This is a genomic window from Paenibacillus sp. plas6, assembly GCF_057221655.1.
In genome coordinates, this window is record NZ_CM170151.1 from 1,717,864 (window position 1) to 1,732,500 (window position 14,637).

At 41.6% G+C, this 14,637-nt stretch carries 9 protein-coding genes, 6 tRNA genes and 1 rRNA gene (1 of these 16 only partly in view); 1 reads left to right on the plus strand and 15 read right to left on the minus strand.

Going from position 1 to position 14,637, the window contains the following annotated elements; genetic code table 11:
* Positions 1-3: 3 nt before the first annotated feature.
* The gene (locus tag AC2TDL_RS07625; protein WP_484699914.1) at positions 4-1,125 is read right to left on the minus strand and encodes an ABC transporter ATP-binding protein; all 1,122 of its coding nucleotides are present in this window, start codon (positions 1,123-1,125) and stop codon (positions 4-6) included.
* Positions 1,126-1,211: 86 nt separating this feature from the next.
* Complete coding sequence (locus AC2TDL_RS07630; protein ID WP_484699916.1) at positions 1,212-2,333, minus strand: PucR family transcriptional regulator; 1,122 nt, start codon at positions 2,331-2,333, stop codon at positions 1,212-1,214.
* A 240-nt stretch (positions 2,334-2,573) separates the two neighbouring features.
* On the opposite strand from AC2TDL_RS07630, the gene ssuE reads away from it, so the two are divergent.
* Positions 2,574-3,116 carry an NADPH-dependent FMN reductase gene (gene ssuE, locus AC2TDL_RS07635; protein ID WP_484699918.1) on the plus strand — a complete coding sequence of 181 codons (543 nt, stop codon included), beginning with the start codon at positions 2,574-2,576 and terminating at the stop codon, positions 3,114-3,116.
* 41 nt (positions 3,117-3,157) lie between these two features.
* Here ssuE and AC2TDL_RS07640 read toward each other — a convergent pair whose 3' ends face one another.
* From AC2TDL_RS07640 to AC2TDL_RS07700, 13 genes are all read right to left on the minus strand, one after another.
* Complete coding sequence (locus AC2TDL_RS07640) at positions 3,158-4,357, minus strand: response regulator (RefSeq protein ID WP_484699920.1); 1,200 nt, start codon at positions 4,355-4,357, stop codon at positions 3,158-3,160.
* On the minus strand, positions 4,323-6,182 hold the full coding sequence (locus AC2TDL_RS07645) for a cache domain-containing sensor histidine kinase (protein ID WP_484699922.1): 1,860 nt from the start codon (positions 6,180-6,182) through the stop codon (positions 4,323-4,325). The genes AC2TDL_RS07640 and AC2TDL_RS07645 overlap by 35 nt, the downstream gene beginning before the upstream one ends.
* A 31-nt stretch (positions 6,183-6,213) precedes the next feature.
* Positions 6,214-7,227: a substrate-binding domain-containing protein gene (locus tag AC2TDL_RS07650; protein ID WP_484699924.1), complete on the minus strand. Its 1,014-nt coding sequence runs from the start codon at positions 7,225-7,227 to the stop codon at positions 6,214-6,216.
* Positions 7,228-7,285: 58 nt separating this feature from the next.
* Complete coding sequence (gene mmsB, locus AC2TDL_RS07655; protein ID WP_484701102.1) at positions 7,286-8,452, minus strand: multiple monosaccharide ABC transporter permease; 1,167 nt, start codon at positions 8,450-8,452, stop codon at positions 7,286-7,288.
* On the minus strand, positions 8,452-9,987 hold the full coding sequence (gene mmsA / locus AC2TDL_RS07660) for a multiple monosaccharide ABC transporter ATP-binding protein (RefSeq protein WP_484699926.1): 1,536 nt from the start codon (positions 9,985-9,987) through the stop codon (positions 8,452-8,454). The genes mmsB and mmsA overlap by 1 nt, the downstream gene beginning before the upstream one ends.
* 90 nt (positions 9,988-10,077) lie before the next feature.
* Entirely contained in the window at positions 10,078-11,142 is a 1,065-nt protein-coding gene (gene chvE / locus AC2TDL_RS07665) for a multiple monosaccharide ABC transporter substrate-binding protein (RefSeq protein WP_484699929.1), read from the minus strand.
* 234 nt (positions 11,143-11,376) lie between these two features.
* Positions 11,377-11,452: transfer RNA gene (locus AC2TDL_RS07670), tRNA-Lys, on the minus strand.
* A 15-nt stretch (positions 11,453-11,467) separates the two neighbouring features.
* Positions 11,468-11,553: transfer RNA gene (locus tag AC2TDL_RS07675), tRNA-Tyr, on the minus strand.
* 9 nt (positions 11,554-11,562) lie between these two features.
* Positions 11,563-11,638 (minus strand) — tRNA-Phe (locus AC2TDL_RS07680).
* 28 nt (positions 11,639-11,666) lie between these two features.
* Positions 11,667-11,743 (minus strand) — tRNA-Asp (locus tag AC2TDL_RS07685).
* 7 nt (positions 11,744-11,750) lie between these two features.
* Positions 11,751-11,826, minus strand: a tRNA-Val gene (locus AC2TDL_RS07690).
* A 3-nt stretch (positions 11,827-11,829) separates the two neighbouring features.
* Positions 11,830-11,906, minus strand: a tRNA-Met gene (locus AC2TDL_RS07695).
* 134 nt (positions 11,907-12,040) lie between these two features.
* Positions 12,041-14,637: ribosomal RNA gene (locus tag AC2TDL_RS07700) — 23S ribosomal RNA — on the minus strand (it continues 461 nt past the right edge of the window).

Here is a 14,637-nt window from a genome sequence, read left to right on the forward strand (position 1 = left end):
TTATTAGTTTTCGAAAATGTTAAGCTCAGTTTCTTTATCGAAGATATGAGCTTTGTTCATATCTAGTGCAAGTTTAACATTTGCACCATCACGAAGTGTAGAACGACCGTCAACACGAGCAATTACAGTCTCTGAACCGATACCGTTTAGGTATAGGTACATTTCGTGACCAAGGTTTTCAGCAACCTCTACGTTCGCACTAACTACTGTTTTTGGAGAAGCTTCAAGGAATACTGGCTCTTCATGAATGTCTTCTGGACGAATACCAAGAACAACATCTTTACCAATATAACCTTTAGAACGAAGAATTGATGCTTTACCTTCAGGAACAACGATATCTACACCAGAAGTTCTGAAATGTACTTCTCCTCCTTGTTCAGATAGAGAACCGTTAATAAAGTTCATGGAAGGAGATCCGATGAAACCAGCAACGAAAATGTTTACTGGGTGGTTGTATAGTTCTTCTGGAGAAGCTGTTTGTTGAATGAAACCGTCTTTCATAACTACGATGCGATCACCCATTGTCATCGCTTCGATTTGGTCATGCGTTACGTAGATAGTTGTAGTTTCCAAACGTTTTGTAAGTTTAGAAATTTCCGCGCGCATTTGACCGCGAAGTTTAGCATCAAGGTTAGAAAGTGGTTCGTCCATAAGGAATACTTGTGGCTCACGAACGATCGCACGACCAAGCGCAACACGTTGACGTTGACCACCAGAAAGAGCCTTAGGCTTACGATCTAGCAAATGTTCAATATCAAGAATTTTAGCTGCTTCACGAACACGTTTGTCGATATCAGCTTTTTTGAATTTACGAAGTTTCAAACCGAACGCCATATTTTGATATACATTCATATGTGGATACAACGCGTAGGATTGGAATACCATCGCGATGTCGCGATCTTTAGGAGCTACGTCATTCACAAGACGGTCACCGATATATAGTTTACCTTCAGAGATTTCTTCAAGTCCCGCAATCATACGCAAAGTTGTAGATTTACCGCAACCAGACGGACCAACTAGAACTAGGAACTCTTTATCTTTGATATCAAGATTTACATCAGTTACAGAAGCTCTGTCACTTCCAGGATATCTTTTGTAAATACCTTCTAAACGAACGCCAGCCATGTTATTTCCCCCTAAGTGAAATTTTCTTATGTACCTATCTTATCCTAACTGTAGGCAGATGACTATGCACATACCTTACAAAAAAATTAATACGATTTCGTAACTTTGTACAATAGCAAAATAATCTTAACTAATACCGCATCTCTAAATAATCTGACATCAAGACCTGTTTCCTGCTTCAGCTTGTCTAATCGATATAGTAATGTATTGCGGTGAATATACAGCTTTTTCGCAGTTTCACTTACGTTACAATCTAAGCTAAAGAATGTGTCTAGGGTAGCCAGCATTTCAGGTTCTACAAAAAGCTCGGCTCGTTTTAAAGATTGCTCTAAATACTTTTGCCGCTGAGCCTCTGGAATAGCATACAACAATGACTCAAGCCGCAACATCCACGGCAAATGAATATTACTGCTTGGATGAAATTTACGACCTATATTGATCGATTCACGTAACGTCATTACTGTTTCGATCATCATTTTAGCAGGTGCGATAGGATAAGTAATGGCAAGCTGACTTTCACCTAACCATTCTGAGGCAAGCATATCATGCAGCCCTAATACGATATTCGTCAGTAAATCTTCTATTGTTTCATCTTCTTCATGCTCTAGCTCACTGCTTTCCTCATCTTTAAGCAAGCTCATTGGTCCCCATATTAACCATTCATCATGACCAAGCGGAATTAACACAACATCCTCTGATAAAAATGAACGTAACAGCTTGTCCAGTTCAGAATAGCTATTTTTAAGTTGGGAGGAACCATCAGCTACAAGTAATATCGGCAGCATCTCATTGTAAAAGGAATTTGCCAATACAAGGTGATCAGGAATATAACCTGTTGTCGTTCCACGTGCAATCTGCTCTTGCAACCATTCGCCAAGCTTAGTCGCTTGCTTTTCCTGCTTAGTCATACCAGCATATTGATTTTCAACAATTGTGCTTGGTTTATTAAAAATTAGCATAACAATAAGTTGTTGCTCAGTTGTGGTTAGCTTCCTTCCAATGAACTCAATGATCTCACAATAATCAGCATGAAGCTCAATTACTAACCAGACATCTCTAGTCCCTTCAATAAATTTACCTTTTTCTATCGTAGCGTTTTCGAATGAAGGGCCCATAAACTTGTACATATCCTCAAGACTTCGATTGCTCATTATAATCGTACAATTTAGTATGTACTCTAGTTGCTTTTGCAGATCAAGTGAAATCATTCGCTGCACTCTCCTGATTCTCGGTTTAAATATATTGTAACATATATTCGATTGATGAATAAATTTCACTATCATTGGTGATATACTGTACCAAGCTTTATTCTTTCGATAAAATATACTTAAATCGTTCCTTTCTTGACGCTATCTAAGCTTCGTGTTAACCTTTGGTAAATGAATATTCATATTAAATTAATCAGATTACTTGCATTTATAAGTAATGAAGTAGGAGGAAACCATTACATGTCAAGAGTTGTTATAATATCTGGCAGTCCTAGTGCCAATTCTCGCCTAAATGGATTAACCAATTATGTTCGTCAAGCACTGGCTCAAGCAGACCTGCAAACTGCGTTGATTCAAGTGATTGATTTACCTCCAGAAGATCTTGTGTATGCTAATTTTAACAGTCCTAGTATTATCGCTGCTAACGAGCTAGTAGCTGCTGCCGATGCAGTTGTAATTACAAGTCCAGTTTATAAAGCATCCTATCCTGGAGTATTAAAAGCTTATATCGACTTACTTCCACAAAAAGGCTTTGAAAATAAACTTATCGCACCTGTATTTATTGCAGGAACGATGGCGCATATGCTTGCAGTAGATTATGCGCTAAAACCAATGCTTGCTTCTATGGGCGCTAACCATTATACGAAAACGGTTTACGCAACAGACAGCACTGTGACACGCACAGAAACAGAAGACGGTCAATATCAATTTACGATCGAACCTGAAATTGAGGCAAGATTAGAAGGCGTTGTGAACGAAATCGTTAGCTACTTGAAAAAGTAATGAGATATACAAAAAAGGTTGGACGAAATGTCCAACCTTTTTCATTGTTTGCGGAATTGATTAGGCGAAACGCCCACTAATTTACGAAATGCTGTACTGAAATAATGCTGCGTATCATAGCCTACTTGATGTGAAATCTCCTGGATCGATAAGGACGATTGCTTTAATAACTGCATTGCATGCTTCATGCGTACATATGTAAGATACTGCACAAAATTTAAGCCTAGCTCCTGTTTAAATAAGCGGCTTAAATAGACGCTTGTAACATTTAATTGAACTGCCAGCTTCTCTAAGGAGAGTGCGCTTTCCCAATATCTTTGATCGATAATTTGCTTTGCATGTTTAATAATTGGGGTTAGCTTATGTTCTAAATGCAGTTCATGCTTTGCTTCAAGATAAGCTTGATGTACACTTTTTGAACCATAAAATAAAGCGATCGAGCTATATTTTAATTCAATTTTTAAAAATTGCTGCACAAGCTTTAAAATATCGTCAAACCAAGACTCATTGCTCCATGCATAATTTATAATAACGAAATTATTACGTTCATCTCGAAACATATAGTAGTGCTCATCTTGCTTCTGCATATATTCATGCACAATATTTTCAATTGCATAACGAATTAATTGCTTATCCCGCTCCGAATGGATTCTTTGTGGCTGCGCTGCATCCCAGGTAATGAGCGTTAATCGCTGTGGATCATCAACTGGAAGCTTTAGAAATTGAAGCTGCTCCAGCAGTTCATCCTCTTCAACTTCTCCTTTAATCCATTCCTGACCAAATCTTTCACGGAGCAGGTGTAAATTTTTATCGATTTGATAAGAAGCCTGTTCAAGCAGTTTTTCATGGACTCGCTCATGCTCAATTTTTTTCATCATTGAAATTAATGTTTCTTCTAAATGCGCCGGATCGACTGGCTTTAAAATATATTCTTCAACATCCAGCTTAATTGCTTCTTGGGCATAAGCAAACTCATCATGTCCTGTTATAATGCTTACCTTGCATTTAGGGAGTTTTATTTTAAGCTGTTTTATTAACTCCAACCCATTCATTATCGGCATACTTAAATCCACAAGCATCATATCAACAGCATGCTTAAGTGCAAGCTCTAGCGCTTCTTCACCATCTTCTGCCTCAGCCACTAGCTGCAAACCAAGTTTTTCCCAGTTAACAGATTGGGCAATGCCCTCACGAATAATGTATTCATCATCGGCTATGATAACCTTTAACATTTTCGTCATGCCACTCACTGCCTTTCTGAGTCAAAATCGGATGTGTAATCGTTACTGTTGTCCCTTGATGCAGCTCGCTCTCGATTGAAATACCAAAGCTCGCACCAAAAGTTAATCGAATTCGTTCCTGAACATTTCTTAAACCATATCCTACAAGCTCACCGCCGCGAGAAAGCGTCGGAGTTGGAATATAATCACGTTCTACACTTTCACCAAACAGTGATTTTCGCAAGTTTGACAATCTTGCCTCATCCATCCCTTTCCCGTCATCCCTCACAACAAGCTTCAGATTGCCTTGCTCTAAGTTAACACTAATCCATATATTGCCTGGACCTCTGCGTTCCTTAATTCCGTGGTAAATCGCATTTTCTACAATCGGCTGAAGAATGATTTTCAATACATATAATCTGTTACATTGCTCATCTACTTCTATGTGATAATTCAATTTATCTTTATATCTTGTCTTTTGAATAAAGAGGTAGCTCCGTATATGATCAATTTCATCAACTAGAGGTACGATCTCATTTCCTTTACTTAGTCCGATACGAAATAACTTTGACAATGCACCTACAACTTCTGTCGCTTCATGTGCTCCTTCTTTACGGGTAAGCCACTGAATCGTATCTAATGTATTGTATAGAAAATGGGGCTGGATATGAGCTTGCAAACTTCTTAATTCAGCTTCGCGCTTCTTTCGCTGCTCCTCCTCCACTTGCTTTAATAGCTTTTTAATTTGTTGCATCATATGGTGAAAGCTATTGCCGAGTACCCCTACTTCATCCTTACGTTCAGCTAAAAGCGGTATATTCATATTACCTTCTTCCACTTTACGCATCATGGATGCAAGCTTTGTAATTGGGCGAGAAATCGAAGTGGATAAATAGAGTGATGCCGTCATACCAATCACGCAAAGCAAAAAGAAAAACAACACTAAATACTTATTTACATCTTTAATTGCCTGCAAAGTATCGCTCATTGGAAATACCCCAACTGTCGTCCAATTCGTAAAGTTAGAGGTGTGGTATAAAATATGATATGGCTCCTTATTGATGTCTACATTAAAGCTGCCTGATGTCTTCTCCTGCCATTCTTTATATTGGCTCGGCACGAAGCTGTAGGCGTATTGCGGCTCATAAATGACATCTCCTATTTCATCAACGACAAGCAAATAGCCGCTTTTCCCCAGCTTAACGTCTCCAAGCATCTCCGCAATGGTTCTCAGCTTAAGATCGATTAAAACTACACCTTTCGTATTTCCAGTGCCAGGCTCTTGAATTGCTCGAACAACCGAAACAATCTCACTATCCTTGTAATTTACATGCGTCGTTACATTTCGATTTACTGGATGCCCAATAATTTTATAGATGCCACGGGCTGCAATCGCCTCATGATACCAATATTCTTCTGCTAAATTTTTATCACTTCTGGCATACATATCGTTGCTCAAATATTGACCATCATTACGTACTACCATAATGCCAGCAATTTCTGAATAAAGCGTACTAAAGCTCTGTAAAAAACGATGAAGTCGAATCCGTTCTTCATCCTCCCGCAGCATCTCACTGCCCTCATCCAAAAATCGTTGCACATCCTGATTCATTGAAATAAAGTAGCTAATATTTTGGATGCTGCCTGCTTGCACATCTAACGATTTGCTAACGTTGCCGATGACCTGCAGCAAATGAGTATTCGACTGCTTCTCTAATATATTGCTAACCGTCCATGAAATAAAAAGTGTAATACAAAGAGACGGAAGTATACTAATCAACAAAAAATGAATAATTAACTTATCACGAATTGACCAGTTATTCATCTGTAGCCACTTGGAAAACATCGAATCACTCCTTAACCTTTAATCTCTATTTCTATTTGACATAGAAATGCTCGACATTTTCCTTAGTTACTACTGATACTCCCGTATCGACATTAATCGGAAGCGGTGATACTCCTGTGTCCTGCTGATTAGAAATCGGTTCAACAAGCTGGTGATTTAAATGAAATAGCTGCATAAGCGACCAGTATCCCATATTCCATGTACCTTGTACAATTGTCGCGGACAATACACCTGACTTAATCATATCTAAAGTGCCTTTATCGGTATCAAAGCCAATTACTTCAAGCTCATTAACCTTTCCTTCAGACATTAAGGCATGCCCTACTCCGATACCGCCATTCGCTTCAGTAACAAAGATTCCTTTAAGCTCAGGATAGTTCTCGATTAGTTCAATTGCGATTTGCTCACTCGTCCACAAATCACCCTTTCCATCCTCTGTCGCTACAACTGACATGCCAGGATAATGTTCAGCTATTGTCGTGACAAAGCCCTCGGTTCGCTCTATATGGTTTTGTTGATTGATTAATGTAATAATGGCAACCTCTCCTTGACTATCTAATAGCTCTGCCATTTTATGTGCTGCTGTTTCACCTGCGTTAAAGTTGTTCGTTCCGATATACGAATAAGCTTTACTTGCAGGAGCATCCGCATCAAACATGACAACTGGAATTCCGGCATCAACCGCTTTATTAATTGCTTCATTTAGCGCAATAGGGTCCATCGACGATAAGGCGATTCCTGCCGGATTTCTCGCGATCACTTGCTCTAGCACAATAATTTGTTCCTGCACATCATATTGGGTTGAACCTTTATATTCGATAGAAACGCCTAGCAAAGACGCCGCATCCTCAAATCCTTTTAAAACGTTTTTCCAATAGTCAATGCCTGTTAAAAAGTTGACCATTACATACTTTTCATCCATGGAGCCCTTTAGTCCAACTTCACGCTCTAAACTTTCTGAATCGCTGCCTCGGATAAACATCGTATAAAAAAATGAAAACGCAACCAAAATGACAATCAGATACAGAAATAAGAGCTTCTTCATCACCATTGACCCCCAACTGTTCATTGCAATCAGTTACAATAGACACCAAATCTCCCTATTAATGAGAAGATTTATTTTTATTATATAGGTCAAAGGCAACCGCAAACAATAGGACAAGCCCCTTAATTCCTTGTTGATAATCGATACCTAAACCAATTAGCGACATTCCATTATTCATGACTCCCATTACTAAACCGCCTACAATCGAACCAATGACCGTACCGACACCGCCAGTAGCCGATGCTCCTCCGATAAATGCCGCTGCAATTGCATCCAGCTCGAAATTGACACCCGCTTTAGGAGTCGCTGCATTTAACCGTGCAGAAAATACTAGACCTGCTAAAGCTGCCAAAACACCCATATTTACAAAAACCCAAAACGTTAATTTTTTCGTTTTTACCCCAGATAACTTTGCTGCTTTTTCATTGCCGCCCAGCGCATAAATATGACGACCGATTACCGTTTTCTTCATTACAAAACTATATAGCGCAATTAAAATAAATAATAGAATAAAGATATTTGGCAAACCTTTATAAGAAGCAAAGATATAAGAAAAATAATTAATAATTGCGATTAATATTACCAGCTTAGCAATTACAACTAGCATCGGAGTTGTTTTTAATTCATATTTCTTCTCTATCGATAGTCTTCTCCATTCAAATACAATAAGCAAAATTGAAAGAAACACGCCTAAAAAAATGGTTACCAGATGTAGGCTGCCGCCATGATTAATATCCGGGATAAACCCTGTACTAATCGCACGGAACCCATCAGGAAAAGGAGCTACCGATTGTCCATTTAGTACAAGCATCGTTAACCCTCTAAACAGCAGCATACCAGCCAGCGTTACGATAAATGCAGGAATTCGTACATACGCCACCCAAAATCCTTGCCATGCCCCGACAAGCGCACCAATTATGATTGAAATAATTATAGCTAGTATAAAAGGGACTTGATAATTTACCATCATTATCGCAGACACTGCCCCGACAAATGCAGCAACTGACCCAACTGATAAGTCAATATGACCTGTAATAATAACTAATAGCATACCAATTGCCAAAATTAGAATATAGCTGTTTTGCAATACTAGATTTGTTATATTTAATGGCTTCATTAACGTACCATTCGTAATAATTTCAAACAACAGCATGATTAATATTAAAGCTACAAACATTCCATATTGTCTTATGTTGTTTTTAACAAGTGTCTTGATCGTCTCGATCATGCTCCATTCCGTCCTTTCGTCATATATTTCATGAGCAGCTCCTGAGTTGCTTCTGCTCGCGTAACTTCTCCTGTAAAGCGCCCTTCATTCATTACATAAATGCGATCGCAAATACCTAGCAGTTCTGGCAGCTCCGAGGAAATGACTAATATTCCTTTTCCTTCATTTGCAAGCTCATGAATAATCGTATAAATTTCATATTTTGCTCCGACATCAATCCCCCTTGTCGGTTCATCTAAAAACAATATATCTGGCTCTGTATAAATCCACTTGCTTAACACTACTTTTTGTTGGTTACCGCCGGACAAGTTACCTGTAATCTGATGAACGCTCGGTGTTTTGATTCTTAAACGTTGACGAAATATTTCTGCATCCTTTAGCTCCTGATGATCATTTACAATTTGATACTTGGAAATTCGCTTAAGATTGGAAAGCGTAATATTGCGCTTAATATCTTCAATTAAAATTAATCCATATTCTTTACGGTCTTCAGTTACATAAGCAATTCCTGCTTCGATTGCATCACTTATCGACTTAATCTGTAAAACTTTGCCGTCCTTCTTAATTTCTCCGCTCTTTTTAATGCCGTAGCTTTCGCCAAATATACTCATCGCAAGCTCAGTCCGTCCTGCACCCATTAAGCCTGCAACCCCAACAATTTCTCCTCTTTTTATATGAAAATTGACATTATCTATGACGATTCGTCCTGCTTGTGTAGGATGCTGTACAGTCCAATTGCGAACTTCAAAGAATGTTTCGCCGATATTCGCATGTCTTGTCGGATAACGTTGCGTTAAGTCGCGTCCAACCATCCCTTTAATAATTCGTTCCTCGGTAATTTCATCTTTATCCATATACAGCGTTTCTATCGTTTGACCATCGCGCAAGATTGTAATCGCATCTGCTACCTTCATAATTTCATTAAGCTTGTGAGATATTATGATTGAAGTTAATCCCTGCTCCTTAAACTGCAGCAACAAGTTCAGCAAGTTTTCACTATCCTCTTCGTTCAGAGCGGCAGTAGGCTCATCTAAAATAAGCAGCTTAACCTCTTTCGAAAGAGCTTTCGCAATTTCCACCAGCTGCTGCTTACCGACCCCAATTAAACCGGCTAGTGTTGTTGGATGTTCAGATAAACCAACCTTTTCTAGCAGTTTCTTTGTTTCGCGCTCAGTTTCATGCCAATTAATGATTCCCTTCTTTGCTCGTTCATTGCCTAAAAAGATATTTTCTGCAATCGATAGCAATGGAATTAGTGCCAGCTCCTGATGAATAATAACGATTCCTTTTCGCTCGCTATCTGATATATCTCTAAATTGGCAAAGCTGGCCATCAAAGAATATTTCACCTTCATAGCTTCCTGATGGATATACACCGGATAGCACCTTCATTAACGTTGATTTTCCTGCTCCATTTTCCCCCATAAGTGCATGAATCTCACCTTCACGCACCTTTAAGTTCACGTTATGAAGTGCTTTTACACCTGGAAATGTTTTCGTAATACTCCGCATTTCTAAGATTATCTTTTCCAATCGACACACTCCCATTTCTATAGAATGGATAGGAATAGAAATGACTTAGTAATACGTGATTACCAAGTCATTTTTTTACTTCACCTATAATTAAAAGTCACTTTCTGAATAATAGCCTGAATCAATCAACACTTCTTTGTAGTTTGTAATATCAACACTTACAGGTTCAAGAAGGTAAGATGGAACAACCTTCACACCGTTATCATAGGTTTCTGTATCGTTAACTGTCGCTTCTTTACCTTCTAACACAGCCTCCGCCATAGAAACTGCTACTTTAGCTAGCTCTCGAGTATCTTTGAAGATTGTAGATGTTTGTTCACCTGCAATAATCGATTTTATAGATGCAAGCTCTGCGTCTTGACCTGTAATGATTGGCATAGGCTTATCTGCTGAACCATAGCCAACTCCTTTAAGTGAAGAAATAATACCGATACTAATGCCGTCATATGGAGAAAGTACAGCATGTACGAGATCCGTTGTGTAGTTTGCGCTTAGCAAGTTATCCATGCGCGCTTGTGCAGTTGCACCATCCCAACGAAGAGTTGCAACTTGCTCCATTTGTGTTTGACCGCTCTTTACAACTAATTTACCGCTGTCGATATACGGTTGTAGTACACTCATAGCTCCATTAAAGAAGAAGTATGCGTTGTTATCATCAGGTGAGCCAGCAAATAGCTCAATATTAAATGGTCCTTTCCCTTCTTTTAAACCAAGCTTTTCTTCAATATAGCTTGCTTGTAACACGCCAACCTTAAAATTATCGAACGTTGCATAGTAGCTAATATGAGGAGTATTACGAATTAAACGGTCGTAGGAAATTACTGCAATCTTTTCATCTGCTGCTTTTTGTAATACTTCTGTTAAGGATTCACCGTCAATCGCTGCAATAACTAATACGTCTACTCCTTTCGTAATCATGTTTTCAATCTGTGAGACTTGGTTTTCAATAACATCCTCTGCGTATTGCAAGTCAACCTTGTAGCCGAGTTCTTCAAATTTCTTCTTCATATTGTCTCCGTCAGCAACCCAGCGTTCAGAAGATTTCGTTGGCATCGCAATACCAACACTCCCCTTACCGCTGCTTCCGCTTGAGGAACAAGCAGCAAGTACTACAGTCAGTAAAGTAACAATCATCATTACGGCTATTTTTTTCATTTTGTAACCCCTTTCAATTTATCGTTACACTAATAGTGTAGTTTCCAAAGGTTTACATGTCTTTCCAATAAATTAGCTAATATTTATAATTTTTTAACGTGCATAAAATGAAAAAGAGTGGCTTGAAACAAGTTTGCTTCAAGCCACTCTACCGTTATTATTAAGTTTACAGATTAGCATGATCAATAGTATTTAAAACAAAAAAAGAGAGTTACCTCTCTAGTTTGTAAAAAATGGTGAGCCATGAAGGACTCGAACCTTCGACACCCTGATTAAAAGTCAGGTGCTCTACCAACTGAGCTAATGGCTCTCAATTAAGAGAAAATGGTGGAGGCTGATGGATTCGAACCACCGAACTCGTAAGAGAACAGATTTACAGTCTGCTGCGTTTGGCCACTTCGCTAAGCCTCCACAAATTAGTGGTGGCTCGGGACGGAATCGAACCGCCGACACGAGGATTTTCAGTCCTCTGCTCTACCGACTGAGCTACCGAGCCACATTTTTATAATTTTTTTGCATTAAAATGGCGGAGCTGACGAGATTCGAACTCGCGTTCTCCTGCGTGACAGGCAGGCATGTTAGGCCTCTACACCACAGCTCCGCATTAATGGTGGAGGATGACGGGATCGAACCGCCGACCCTCTGCTTGTAAGGCAGATGCTCTCCCAGCTGAGCTAATCCTCCATATGGTAGCGGCGAAGGGGATCGAACCCCCGACCTCACGGGTATGAACCGTACGCTCTAGCCAGCTGAGCTACACCGCCACATTTTTTCGACTTGTCCATATTACTGAATAATCATGGACTTGTCAATAGTTTTACTTACAATAATGTAAGTTTTATATTGAAGGTTTGCACCTTCAAAACTGGATAGAAAGTTTCTCATCTTACGAATCATTTAGGATAAGCCCTCGACCGATTAGTACTGGTCAGCTCCATGCATTGCTGCACTTCCACCCCCAGCCTATCTACCTCGTCGTCTTCAAGGGGTCTTACTACTTGGGAAATCTCATCTTGAGGGGGGCTTCACGCTTAGATGCTTTCAGCGCTTATCCCTTCCGTACTTGGCTACCCAGCGGTGCTTCTGGCGAAACAACTGGTACACCAGCGGTACGTCCATCCCGGTCCTCTCGTACTAAGGACAGCTCCTCTCAAATTTCCTACGCCCGCGACAGATAGGGACCGAACTGTCTCACGACGTTCTGAACCCAGCTCGCGTACCGCTTTAATGGGCGAACAGCCCAACCCTTGGGACCTACTTCAGCCCCAGGATGCGATGAGCCGACATCGAGGTGCCAAACCTCCCCGTCGATGTGGACTCTTGGGGGAGATAAGCCTGTTATCCCCAGGGTAGCTTTTATCCGTTGAGCGATGGCCCTTCCATTCGGTACCACCGGATCACTAAGCCCGACTTTCGTCCCTGCTCGACTTGTGGGTCTCGCAGTCAAGCTCCCTTCTGCCTTTACACTCTTCGAATGATTTCCAACCATTCTGAGGGAACCTTTGGGCGCCTCCGTTACGCTTTAGGAGGCGACCGCCCCAGTCAAACTGCCCACCTGACACGGTCCCTTCGCCCGATTCAGGGCGACAGGTTAGAACTCCGATACGATCAGGGTGGTATCCCAACGGCGCCTCCACACAAGCTGGCGCTCATGCTTCCTAGGCTCCCACCTATCCTGTACAGATCGTACCAAAGTCCAATATCAAGCTGCAGTAAAGCTCCATGGGGTCTTTCCGTCTTGTCGCGGGTAACCTGCATCTTCACAGGTATTAAAATTTCACCGGATCTCTCGTTGAGACAGCGCCCAATTCGTTACGCCATTCGTGCGGGTCAGAATTTACCTGACAAGGAATTTCGCTACCTTAGGACCGTTATAGTTACGGCCGCCGTTTACTGGGGCTTCGGTTCATAGCTTCGGCTTACGCCTAACCATTCCCCTTAACCTTCCAGCACCGGGCAGGCGTCAGCCCGTATACGTCGTCTTACGACTTTGCACAGACCTGTGTTTTTGCTAAACAGTCGATTGGGCCTTTTCACTGCGGCCCCCTCGGGCTATTCACCCTACCGGGGCACCCCTTCTCCCGAAGTTACGGGGTCATTTTGCCGAGTTCCTTAACGAGAGTTCTTCCGCGCGCCTTAGCATGCTCTGCTCGCCTACCTGTGTCGGTTTGCGGTACGGGCACCTTCGTCTCACTAGAGGCTTTTCTTGGCAGCCTGAACTCATGACCTTCGCTACTGCAATTTTCGCTCCCCATCACAGCCCAGCCTTTCGATGAGCGGATTTGCCTACTCACCAGCCTCACTGCTTGGACGGACATCCATCAGTCCGCGTCACTATCCTTCTGCGTCACCCCTTCGCTCAAACAACTACGGTGGTACAGGAATTTCAACCTGTTGTCCTTCCACTACGCCTTTCGGCCTCGCGTTAGGTCCCGACTTACCCTGAGTGGACGAGCCTTCCTCAGGAACCCTTAGGCTTACGGCGGATAGGATTCTCACCTATCTTTTCGTTACTCATACCGGCATTCTCACTTGAATACAGTCCACCACTCCTTACGGTATGACTTCAACCCGTATTCAACGCTCCCCTACCCAATTCGTAGGCTTCACTTCAACTTCGATGGTTTGTGTTTAGCTGAAGAACATACATTTAGTCGAATTCTTGAACAACCTTAGCGGTTGATTTCGACGAATGTTAATCGTCGCTAAACACTTCTTCAAAGAAGAAGTGAAACCTACGACTTGCCATAGCTTCGGCGGTGTGTTTAGCCCCGTTACATTTTCGGCGCAGAGTCACTCGACCAGTGAGCTATTACGCACTCTTTAAATGGTGGCTGCTTCTAAGCCAACATCCTGGTTGTCTGTGCAACTCCACATCCTTTCCCACTTAACACACACTTGGGGGCCTTAGCTGATGATCTGGGCTGTTTCCCTCTTGACAATGGATCTTAGCACTCACTGTCTGACTCCTGGATATATATCAATGGCATTCGGAGTTTGACTAGACTTGGTAACCCTCGCGGGCCCCGCACCCAATCAGTGCTCTACCTCCATGATACTCGACTCCAAGGCTAGCCCTAAAGCTATTTCGGGGAGAACCAGCTATCTCCGAGTTCGATTGGAATTTCTCCGCTACCCCCACCTCATCCCCGCACTTTTCAACGTGCGTGGGTTCGGGCCTCCAGTGCGTGTTACCGCACCTTCACCCTGGACAGGGGTAGATCACACGGTTTCGGGTCTACGCCTGCATACTTTTTCGCCCTATTCAGACTCGCTTTCGCTGCGGCTCCGTCTTCCCAACTTAACCTTGCATGCAAACGTAACTCGCCGGTTCATTCTACAAAAGGCACGCCATCACCCCTTAATTGGGCTCTGACTTCTTGTAAGCGCACGGTTTCAGGTTCTTTTTCACTCCGCTCCCGCGGTGCTTTTCACCTTTCCCTCACGGTACTGCTTCTCTATCGGTCACTAGGGAGTATTTAGCCTTGGCAGATG

Coding starts and splice junctions, on each gene's coding strand:
- chvE (WP_484699929.1), bottom strand. CDS start 11,142: ATGAAAAAAATAGCCGTAATGATGATTGTTACTTTACTGACTGTAGTA.
- AC2TDL_RS07645 (WP_484699922.1), bottom strand. CDS start 6,182: ATGTTTTCCAAGTGGCTACAGATGAATAACTGGTCAATTCGTGATAAG.
- ssuE (WP_484699918.1), top strand. CDS start 2,574: ATGTCAAGAGTTGTTATAATATCTGGCAGTCCTAGTGCCAATTCTCGC.
- AC2TDL_RS07625 (WP_484699914.1), bottom strand. CDS start 1,125: ATGGCTGGCGTTCGTTTAGAAGGTATTTACAAAAGATATCCTGGAAGT.
- AC2TDL_RS07630 (WP_484699916.1), bottom strand. CDS start 2,333: ATGATTTCACTTGATCTGCAAAAGCAACTAGAGTACATACTAAATTGT.
- AC2TDL_RS07650 (WP_484699924.1), bottom strand. CDS start 7,227: ATGAAGAAGCTCTTATTTCTGTATCTGATTGTCATTTTGGTTGCGTTT.
- AC2TDL_RS07640 (WP_484699920.1), bottom strand. CDS start 4,357: ATGACGAAAATGTTAAAGGTTATCATAGCCGATGATGAATACATTATT.